This is a genomic window from Shewanella subflava, from assembly GCF_025971955.1.
Lineage (GTDB): Bacteria > Pseudomonadota > Gammaproteobacteria > Enterobacterales > Shewanellaceae > Shewanella > Shewanella subflava.
The window spans coordinates 173083-183809 of the sequence record NZ_JAPDMX010000033.1 but is presented as its reverse complement, the minus strand read 5'-3'; the positions used below and the strand labels follow the sequence as shown (position 1 = coordinate 183809).

7 protein-coding genes are annotated in these 10727 nt (G+C 42.1%); 4 read left to right on the top strand and 3 right to left on the bottom strand.

All coding sequences use genetic code 11. The features are described from left to right. Window positions 1-157: 157 nt before the first annotated feature. The 3 genes from OHT75_RS16600 to OHT75_RS16590 form a co-directional block, all read right to left on the bottom strand. Window positions 158-1159 carry a LacI family DNA-binding transcriptional regulator gene (locus OHT75_RS16600; protein ID WP_264728632.1) on the bottom strand — a complete coding sequence of 334 codons (1002 nt, stop codon included), beginning with the start codon at window positions 1157-1159 and terminating at the stop codon, window positions 158-160. Window positions 1160-1347: 188 nt separating this feature from the next. Beyond that, window positions 1348-2673 carry a glycoside-pentoside-hexuronide (GPH):cation symporter gene (locus OHT75_RS16595; RefSeq protein ID WP_264728629.1) on the bottom strand — a complete coding sequence of 442 codons (1326 nt, stop codon included), beginning with the start codon at window positions 2671-2673 and terminating at the stop codon, window positions 1348-1350. 47 nt (window positions 2674-2720) lie between these two features. Beyond that, entirely contained in the window at window positions 2721-4049 is a 1329-nt protein-coding gene (locus OHT75_RS16590; protein ID WP_264728628.1) for a GH1 family beta-glucosidase, read from the bottom strand. 312 nt (window positions 4050-4361) lie between these two features. Between OHT75_RS16590 and fucP the strand changes: the two genes are divergently transcribed. The 4 genes from fucP to mak all read left to right on the top strand — a co-directional run bounded on the left by fucP (window position 4362) and on the right by mak (window position 10719). Next, a complete protein-coding gene (fucP, locus tag OHT75_RS16585; protein WP_264728626.1) occupies window positions 4362-5675 on the top strand; it encodes an L-fucose:H+ symporter permease in 1314 nt (437 codons plus the stop codon). Window positions 5676-5687: 12 nt separating this feature from the next. Beyond that, on the top strand, window positions 5688-8369 hold the full coding sequence (locus OHT75_RS16580) for a glycoside hydrolase family 3 protein (protein ID WP_264728624.1): 2682 nt from the start codon (window positions 5688-5690) through the stop codon (window positions 8367-8369). Between the two features lie 589 nt (window positions 8370-8958). Further along, the gene (gene cysQ, locus OHT75_RS16575; protein ID WP_264728622.1) at window positions 8959-9759 is read left to right on the top strand and encodes a 3'(2'),5'-bisphosphate nucleotidase CysQ; all 801 of its coding nucleotides are present in this window, start codon (window positions 8959-8961) and stop codon (window positions 9757-9759) included. Window positions 9760-9822: 63 nt separating this feature from the next. Next, window positions 9823-10719, top strand: a complete 897-nt coding sequence (mak, locus tag OHT75_RS16570) for a fructokinase (RefSeq protein WP_264728620.1) — start codon at window positions 9823-9825, stop codon at window positions 10717-10719. The last annotated feature ends 8 nt before the right edge of the window (window positions 10720-10727 follow it).

Here is a 10727-nt window from a genome sequence, read left to right as displayed (position 1 = left end):
ATGGTGCGACTGGTATCATAAACATTCATCATCACCCAATGAGGTTATTTACCAATAAACCGATACTTAAGGTAAACCGACACTGACGGGCATTAGAGGGAGTATCACTGATTGGTTTTTGCGCAACATGATGCGCCCCAATAACATACAACTGGCGTTAGATGATGCTTTTGGCTGAGTCTCGGACAAACAATTCAGGTGAAAACGAGCAGTTCACATTCACTTTTTTATCTTTATACACATGCTGTAAAACCCACAAAGCGGCCATTTTTCCCATTTCATTAATGGGGTTACTGACAGTTGTCAGTTTGGGAGAAATGTACTGGGGAAACGGGATGTTATCGTAACCGATAAAAGAGATATCTTCAGGCACCTTTATGCCTTGTTCCAAACACACCGCAATTGCACCAGAGGCCATTTGATCACTGGCGCACACCACAGCGGTAAATTTTTTGTTTAATGAAAGTAGGTGATTCATGGCATCACTTCCGCCAAATTCGCGGAAGTTACCTTCAAACCACAACGCGGGATCAAACATAATTCCATGTTCAGACAGCGCTCTTTGATGACCTTGCAAGCGATCTCTGGCATCGCGTTTGTACATAGGCCCAGAAATATAGGCAATATCTTTATGACCAAGAGACAAAATATAATCTGTTGCCATGTAACCACCGCGTTCGTTTTCAAGAAAGATACAATTTTCTTTCATCGATTCAATATAGCGGTTTATCAATACAATAGGGGTATTGCCATTATGCAGTTGCAGCAAAAACTCATCAGATACGGCCTCTACATCTAAGATTAATGCATCGCAGCCGCGACTCATTAAAAAATCTACCCCGTCTTTTTCTTGTTCTTCATCGGCGTGACCTGCAGCAATGATCACATGCTTGTTGGCACTGCGAAGCGCGGTTTCTATCTCTGTCATCATAGGCCCATAAAAAGGACCATCTAATTGTGAGACAAGTACACCAATACTGTTAGAGCAGTTTGAAGCAAGCGATTGGGCAATGGTATTCGGGCGATAACCTAATGAGGCCATCGCATCTAATACTTTTTGGCGTGTTTTGTCGCTGACTTTAGTGTTGTTATTCATTACTCGCGACACGGTTGCGAGAGACACACCAGCCAACACAGAGACATCGTAAATTGTAGCCATAATTGCTTGATTCTTGTATTTGTTAAAATCGGCAGAAGATTAGCATGATTTATCTTTAATTAGGAACCTTAGTCTTAAAATCGCATGATAACTTAGTCACATAACGACTAAGGCTTATGTCTATTGAGTTTTATATCAGTGACTTAAACCTTAGCTTGTGTCATTTTTACGTCAACAATAGTGTTAACTTAATGTTGTTTATTCAGCGCTAAATGTATTTCATCTACTTTGTTTGAATCTAAAATATACCAGCGCATGACGATAGCAACCAGTATCGAACCCACTGCAGGATAAAGAGTGAATGACAGTAAAATGCCATTTAATGCTTCAGAGGTTTGCGTTGTGTCTGCTTGATAGCCATAGCCTGAAAGCAACCAACCCGCGGCAGCGCCACCAATCGCAACACCAAGCTTTATAAAGAAAATAATCGATGAATAAATCATACCGGTTATGCGTACGCCTGTTTTAAATTGGCCGTAGTCAACCGCATCAGCCATCTTTGCCCACAGCAGAGGTGTGGCCATATTGAAGGCAAATCCCCAAAGGATAAACATGGCAAAAGCTAACACAGTTTGTTCTGCTGCCACAAAGTAGCTAACAACACACAAGGCAGCAGCAATGAGTTGTAAGGTAATGTAGGCTTTTACTTTACACACTCTTTTGGCTAAGGGTTGCGCTAGCATACAGCCAAAAATATTACCCAACATTCCTAAAGTAATAAATAAAGTAATTGAATCAGGCATTTTCAAAAAATATTTGACGTAATAGATGGCCAGACTGGTTCTTAATACCATACCCGAAAGTAAACACACAGCTGCGATAGAAAGAATGCGCCATTGGTCGTTTTTGAGTAAAAAACCTAAGTCTTGCTTGAAGCTAGATTGTTGGTCAATGGGAGGATGTAAGCGCTCTTTGGTTCCCCAAAAGCAGGTTAAAAACATCGCGACGCCAAGGATACTCATGGCTGCTATGGTCAGTTGGTAACCTTTAGCTTTATCACCTTGGCCTAAAAAGTCGACCAAAGGCAAGGTCAAACCCGACACCAGTAATCCCCCTAACATCGCAAACACAAAGCGATAGGATTGAATCGATACGCGCTCTTTAGGATCGGCGGTTAATACCCCTCCCAAGGCACAGTATGGAATGTTAATTGCGGTATAGACCATCATTAGTGCGGTATAGGTGACAAAGGCATATACCATTTTGCCTTCTTCACCTAAATCAGGGGTGGTAAAGGCTAATACACTGATAATGCCAAAGGGAACGGCAAACCAAAGCAAATAGGGACGAAATTTTCCCCATTGGGTGTTGGTTCTATCTGCAAGCGCGCCCATCAAAGGATCGGTTATCGCGTCAATTAGTCTAACAGCTAAAAACATGGTACCCACAAATGCAGGAGAGATCCCAAAAATGTCGGTGTAGAAAAAAGTGAGAAACAACATCACTGTTTGAAATACAATATTACTGGCTGTGTCACCCAGTCCATAGGCGATCTTTTCTTTTATGCTGACCATCTTAGCCTCTTATTATTCTGAATTTTTGACTATGTCATCGTGAGCCGTTAACGAGAACCAATTAAGTCACGGTAAGCAAGACCGCTGGCTTTTATGGTACGTTGTTGGGTTTGATAATCAACATAAACAATCCCGAACCGCTTTAAGTAGCCTTCAGCCCATTCAAAGTTATCCATTAAGCTCCATGCAAAATAACCTTTTACATTAACTCCTTTAGAAATAGCGTCATTAACCGCGTTCAGGTGGGATTGGTAATAGTCGATGCGATCTGTATCCATCACCTTACCATTGATTAACTTATCTGCCATTGCTGCGCCATTTTCGGTAATAAAAATAGGGGGCAGAGTATATGCTTGGTTCAGAGAGACTAATAAGTCGGTAAAGGCCTGTGGGTATATTTCCCAGCCGATATCTGTTTTCGGAGCGTTAACCATATCAATTTGGGTGTACAGGGTATCTGGATGTGCTTTATATACCGCTCTGGTGTAAAAGTTAATCCCGAGAAAATCAATTTTTTGGGCAATGATATCAAAGTCGCCAGCCTCAATAATAGGACGGTCTGTTGATGCTAAATCATTAATGATATCGGGATAACATTTATCAAATAGCGGTTTGATATACCATTGGTTCATATATTCGTCTGCTTTTCTGGCAGCGGTAATGTCAGCGGGAGCATCTGTGTGTGGGTAGCATGGGGTAAAGTTCAGCACTATACCGTTTTCTGTATTGGGGCTAAGTTGTTGCAATATTTGCATGCCTAATCCATGGGCAAGCAATATATGATGAGCAGCTTGACGCCCATAGGCAACCTTAGCTTTTCCTGGCGCGTGAATGCCAATTTCATACCCTAAAAATGCACTACAGAAAGGTTCATTAAATGTGGCGTACGAGTAAACTCTGTCACCTAGCGCGGTAACGATTTTCTCTACATAGGCTTGAAATAAATATGCCGTTTTACGGTTAAGCCAGCCGCCTTCATCTTCAATATGTTGCGGTAAATCCCAGTGATATAACGTCACGTAAGGCTTAATGCCTTTAGCATTGAGCCTGTCTAATAGATGGATGTAAAAATCAACGCCGTCTTGATTAAGACTTCCGTCTTGTTTTATCACCCTAGGCCATGAAATAGAAAATCGATAAGCATCTACATTAAGCGATTCGATAAGTTCAACGTCTTGTTGCCATAACTTAACGTGCTCACAGGCTTGCTTGCCATCAGAACCATCCCGAATGTTACCTGCTTGCGCACAAAAGGTATCCCAAATACAAGGTAGGCGGGTATCGGCAGCCCCTTCTATTTGGAAAGACGCGGTTGCAACGCCAAAGGTAAAGTCTTTTGATAACATTGGAGATTCGGGGGGTAAGGTTATTTTCATATTTATTTTCACTTAATTTTTTATAAAGTGCCCAAGGTAATATTGAGATCATTTTGATGCTAACGTATTTAAAACCCAGTTCAAATTCACTCTATTGTTTATCTTTTCGGTCCAGTAAGCGCGTTGAAAATTGTTTTGTTGCCGTCAAAAGTCGTTGACATCAGTTATCGTTATGTTAAAAATGAAAGCGCTTACATTGAGACTAGTGATTAATTGATAAAAGGTCAACACAAGTTTTAGACGCCAAAGCGCGATGCCTTAATTGCGTTAAGAATTCGCAATAAACAGATAACTATAAAATGGGTGAAACATATGGCCGGGCCAACAACTGATGCAACAATTGATGTAGATGCGATAAATGACACTTCACACCAAGGTGGCAATTATCGTTTTGCGTTAATCGCATTAACCTCACTATTTTTTATGTGGGGTTTTTTAACATGTTTGAATGATATTTTAATTCCTTACCTTAAAAATATGTTCGAGTTGAATTACACCCAGGCGATGTTGGTGCAATTTTGCTTCTTTGGCGCTTATTTTATTGTGTCTATTCCCGCGGGTAACCTAGTTGGCAAAATTGGTTATCAAAAAGGGATTATCACTGGGCTTGTGATTGCCTGTCTTGGATGTTTATTGTTTTATCCTTCAGCTAGCTTTGCATCTTACAATATGTTTTTATTTGCCTTTTTTGTATTAGCATCGGGTATCACCATATTACAGGTTTCAGCAAATCCTTATGTAAGTGCATTAGGGCCTGCTGAAACAGCTTCATCTCGTCTAACAATGACTCAAGCCTTTAACTCGCTTGGCACTACCGTAGCGCCATTTTTTGGCAGTTGGTTAATATTATCAACAATCGAACATCCTGATTCTGTCACTGAGTTAGATCAAGCGATTAGCTCATTATCAGCGGTAGAGCAGGCAAGCACAGTTCAAGTGCCTTATTTGATTTTGGCTGCGGCCCTATTCTTGTTAGCGATTCTGTTTTTATTCTTAAAATTGCCTCTTCTTGGCAAAAAAGATACTCCGCTGAACCAACAACCGATATCGGGCAGTGCTTGGCGTTTTCCGCATCTTACTTTGGGGGCGGTTGGCATTTTTGTGTACGTTGGCGCAGAAGTCGGTATTGGAAGCTTTTTAATTAACTTTTTAACCCAAGATGAAATTGGTGGGTTAACCGAGTCTCAAGCGGCAAATTACATCGCGTATTATTTTGGTGGTGCTATGGTCGGTCGCTTTATTGGTGCATTAGTGATGCAGAAAATTAAAGCCGGTAAGGTATTAGCATTTAATGCTATATGCGCTTGTTTGCTTGTTGCAACGGCGATGTTTTCGGCTGGGACAACCGCAATGTGGGCATTGCTATTAGTTGGATTGTGTAACTCAATTATGTTTCCGACGATTTTCAGCTTAGCGTTGCAGGATCTGAAACAACATACCAGCCAAGGCTCTGGTATTTTGTGTTTGGCGATTGTAGGTGGCGCGGTAGTGCCATTATTACAGGGGATGCTTGCTGACTCATTAGGGATCCAATTAGCCTTCGTACTACCGCTAATTTGTTATGGTTTTATTTGTTACTACGGATTGATTGGCTGTGATGCTAAACGTCCAAACACATCAGTTTAATAGGGACATCAAATGCGAACAGAAATAACACCAAACTTTGCCGATTTAGGTCATGTTATATCTAACCTAATACCGGCAACCCGAGTGGCACTCATGGTTTCTGCCGCTTTAGTTTTAGGTTTGTCAGCGTGTGGTCAACAGAAGGACAGTCCCTCAGTCATGCTGGATGATCAAGCAAACATAGAGCCTTCTGTGGCAATTAAGGTCAATGAAATTGCTTCTGCAAAAGCGATCAAAGATATCAATATTTGGCCGCAACAAGCCCCGGCGATTAATGTTAATCCTGAGCTAGAACACAAAATTGCTACGTTACTGGCGACTATGACCTTAGAGCAAAAAGTGGCGCAGATGATCCAACCTGAAATTCGTGATATCACGGTTGAAGATATGCGTAAATACGGTTTTGGCTCATACCTCAATGGCGGCGGTGCTTATCCCAATAATGATAAACATGCCACTCCTGCTGATTGGATAGCCTTGGCCGAGCAATTTTATCAAGCATCTATTGATGATTCGCTTGATGGCAGTTCGATACCCACAATGTGGGGTACAGATGCGGTGCATGGTCATAACAATGTGATTGGCGCGACGTTATTTCCCCATAATATTGGCTTAGGTGCGGCTAATAATCCGCAATTGATTGAACAAATTGCTGCCATTACGGCAAAAGAAGTGATGGTGACCGGTATTGACTGGGTCTTTGCCCCCACTGTTGCTGTTGTGCGCGATGACCGTTGGGGTCGTACCTATGAAGGCTATTCTGAAGATCCGCGTATCGTAAGAGACTATTCTTTTGCGATTGTAGAAGGCTTACAAGGTGCCGTAACGGGTGACTTTTTAACCGATCAGCATGTGTTATCAACCGTGAAGCATTTTCTAGGTGACGGTGGTACGGAAAAGGGAATAGATCAAGGCGATAACATCGCCAGCGAACAGGATCTCTATGCTATTCATGCTCAGGGGTATGTTGGAGGCTTATCGGCCGGCGCGCAATCTGTTATGGCGTCATTTAATAGCTGGAATGGTGAGAAAATTCATGGGAATAAATATCTTCTTACCGATGTACTAAAAGGACGCTTTGGTTTTGACGGTTTTGTGGTAGGTGATTGGAATGGCCACGGACAAGTTGATGGTTGTACTAATGAATCATGTGCCCAAGCGGTTAATGCAGGGTTAGATATATTCATGGTGCCGACAGCGGCCTGGAAGCCTTTGTATCACAATACCATAGACCAAGTTAACCGCGGCGAGATTGCTTTATCAAGAATCGATGATGCCGTTAGTCGTATTTTACGGGTTAAGTTTCGGGCAGGATTATTTGATAAACCCAGCCCAGCTAACCGTCCTCTATCTGGTAAGACTGAACTTATTGGTCAACAAAGTCATCGTGACGTTGCAAGACAAGCCGTAAGAGAGTCGTTAGTCTTACTAAAAAATAAACAAAATTTGTTGCCATTATCACCAAAATTAAATGTATTAGTGGCCGGTGACGCAGCTGATAATATCGGCAAACAGTCAGGCGGTTGGACCATCACATGGCAAGGTACTGATAATCAGAATAGTGATTTTCCGGGCGCAAGTTCAATATTTGCTGGTATTAAAAACACGGTAGAAAATGCAGGCGGCAGTGCGACCTTGAGTGTTAATGGCGAGGTTGATGCTGCAAACAAACCTGATGTGGCTATTGTGGTGTTTGGGGAAGAGCCTTATGCCGAGGGGAATGGCGATATTGATAATTTAGAATACCAACGAGGTGATAAACGTGACCTAGCGTTACTGAAAAAGCTAGCCTCGCAAGGTATTCCTGTGGTGTCAGTGTTTATCAGTGGCCGCCCTATGTGGGTCAATGCTGAATTTAATCAATCCGATGCATTTGTTGCTGCGTGGTTGCCTGGTTCTGAAGGTAATGGTGTCGCGGATGTATTATTTACCAATCCCGAGGGTAAGGTGCAATATGATTTTAAAGGTAAACTGTCTTTCTCTTGGCCTGCCACTCCACAGCAAACAACAGTCAATCGTCCTTTAGATAATAGCAGTGATGTTGCCGCTAAAGCTTATTCTCCTTTATTGCCTTATGGTTACGGTTTAGATTACCAATCAAATTTATCTGAGCATATTCGCTTAGAGGGCTTATCTGAAGACAATTTGTCGGCGACGCAAACACTGGAAGATTTAGCTTTATTTGAACGTGCGGTCAAATCGCCTTGGTCAATGTTCATTGCCACGGCGACTCAACGAGAGGGGTTATCTAGCAGTGTGGCAAGCAACAGTGCCTTAACCATCCGCACTATGGATCGAGTGGTTCAAGAAGATGCGCGGTTAGTAAAATTCAATGGCACAGAGCTTGGCACCGTTGGCTTACTCAGTAATTTCCCAAGAGATTTTCGTGCTTTTAGTGACACGAAGACTGCACTGTCATTAAGTATCAAAGTGGATAATCCCTTAACACACCCTCTGTGGCTGGGTATGGCCTGTGAAGGTGAATGTCGACCGCAGTACGACATTGCGGGATTGGTTAAACCCGGTGAGTGGCAAAATCTCAGTGTGTCATTAAATTGTTTTAAGCAAGACACTATGGATTTTAGTAAAATCGTGTCGCCATTTTACCTCGCAACCACAGCAAAAGTGCAACTGAGTTTCAGCGATGTGGTGATTCAAGCTCATCAGCAACAAGATACTGTGCAATGTGATTAATGTATTAGCAAATACATAGCGTCATTAAGGCAATATCAATAAGTGTTTACCTTGGGCTAAGCTATTCTTATAAAAAGGAAAGCTTAGCTAAACGCAATAAAATATCTACTGAGGAAAACTGTTGATGAATCACATTTTTTGGTGATTTTTTATTTGTAAATGCACGATGTTCATCAGTTTATGCGCCATTATGTCGCCAAATCATACTCGCTAAACGTTGATTAACCATAGACAAGATAAGCCAGTATCCCAAATGATGCGAACAGCAAGGGTTTGTATTGCAAATTGAGCACATTAATCAGAAGCAATAATGACTTGTTAAGCATTAAATTCAGTGCGTCCTATCGCTTATTTACGTTGAATACGAATGCAAGATGCACTGTTTTCTTTGTCAGTTTGAATGGTTAGCTTAGTATCTCTTTTAAGGATGTTAATCGAATGTATTCATTTGAAGAAATACAGCATAAACATAGGTTCTAGTTGTTTTTGATTGAAGTGCAATCAAATAGTTATAAATCAATAGCATCAACAGTGGCATAATATTGATTACGATTTCCAATTTTATCGATGTTTTTGCTAAGGATTTAATTTGTCTATTTTTGAATTTTCTCAAGCTGAATTGCAGCAAATAGTCACTATCGCCAGACAAGCTGGTGATGCCATTATGGCCGTTTATGCACAGGCAGATTTGCAAGTAGAGGTGAAACAGGACGACAGTCCGGTAACAGCTGCAGATATCGCTAGTCATAATGTGATTGTTAAAGGCTTAACCAGAGACTTTTCAAATATTGCTATTATGAGCGAAGAAGATGCCAATATTGATTGGGCAACACGAAAAAACTGGCAAACCTATTGGCTAATTGATCCATTAGATGGCACTAAAGAGTTTATAAAACGCAATGGTGAATTTACCGTCAATATTGCCTTGATTCATCAAGGCAGAGCCATAGCTGGCGTAGTGCACGCGCCCGTTTTAGATAAATGTTATTACGGTGTTTTGGGGCAGGGCGCTTGGCTTGTACATCAAGGGCAAGTCACGAATTTAGATATTACTCAGCGTAGCATTCAAGCTACTCCTGTGGTGGTGGGAAGCCGTTCGCACATCAGTCCCGATGTGGCTGAATATTTACACTCTGTCGGTGAGCATCAAATGCTTAGTGTCGGCAGTTCATTAAAGTTTTGTATGGTGGCAGAAGGTCTGGCAGATGTATACCCAAGACTGGGCTTAACCAGCGAATGGGATACTGCTGCAGCTCAAGCCGTGTTAGAGGCTGCAGGTGGTTTGGTGCTGGAGTATCCAGCATTAACGCCATTGCAGTACAACCAAAAAGAAAACATTTTAAACCCGTATTTTATTGCAGCTTCTGCAGCATGGTTTGAGCATAAATAGCCTCGTTGCTTGCCTTGACCAATATGGGATCTCATTAATAATAATCAAATGGAGAGACAAGTTATGATGCGTATGGGCGTCGATCTTGGTGGGACTAAAATTGAACTAGTGGCATTGGCCGATAACGGTGATGAACTCTTTCGTAAACGTATTCCTACCCCACGAAATTATCCAGAGACGCTTGATGCCATTATTGGTCTGGTAAACGAGGCTGAAACTTATTTAGGTGAGACCGGCTCAGTGGGGGTTGGGATCCCAGGGGTGATATCCCCTTTTACTGGATTAGTGAAAAACTCCAACTCAACTTGGATTAACGGTCATCCATTAGATAAAGATTTAGGTTCACGTTTAAACCGTGAAGTACGCGTAGCTAATGATGCCAACTGTTTTGCGGTGTCTGAAGCTGTTGATGGTGCCGCAGCAGGCAAAGGTGTAGTGTTTGGTGGCATTATCGGTACTGGTTGTGGTGCAGGAATTGCTATTAATGGTCGTGTACACCAAGGCGGTAATGGCATTGGTGGCGAATGGGGGCATAACCCATTGCCATGGATGACAGCGCAAGAGCATAATTCTACCGAGTGCTTCTGTGGTAATAAAGATTGTATCGAAACCTTTATTTCAGGTACCGGCTTTGTGCGTGATTTTCGCGCAGCAGGCGGAGAAGCCAATAGCGGAATTCAAATTGCCCAAATGATGGCCGATGGTGACGAGTTTGCTAAACAAGCTTTTGATCGTTTCATTGACCGTTTAGCAAGATCTTTGGCGCACGTTATTAATATGATGGACCCAGATATCATTGTGTTGGGTGGCGGTGTTTCTAACATCGATGCCATTTATACTGAGTTGCCCAAAGTGTTACCCCAATATGTGGTAGGTCGAGAGTGCCGCACACCCGTGGTTAAAAATCTATTTGGTGCATCATCTGGTGTGCGTGGCGCAGCGTGGCTGTGGAGTAAATAGCGCTCATT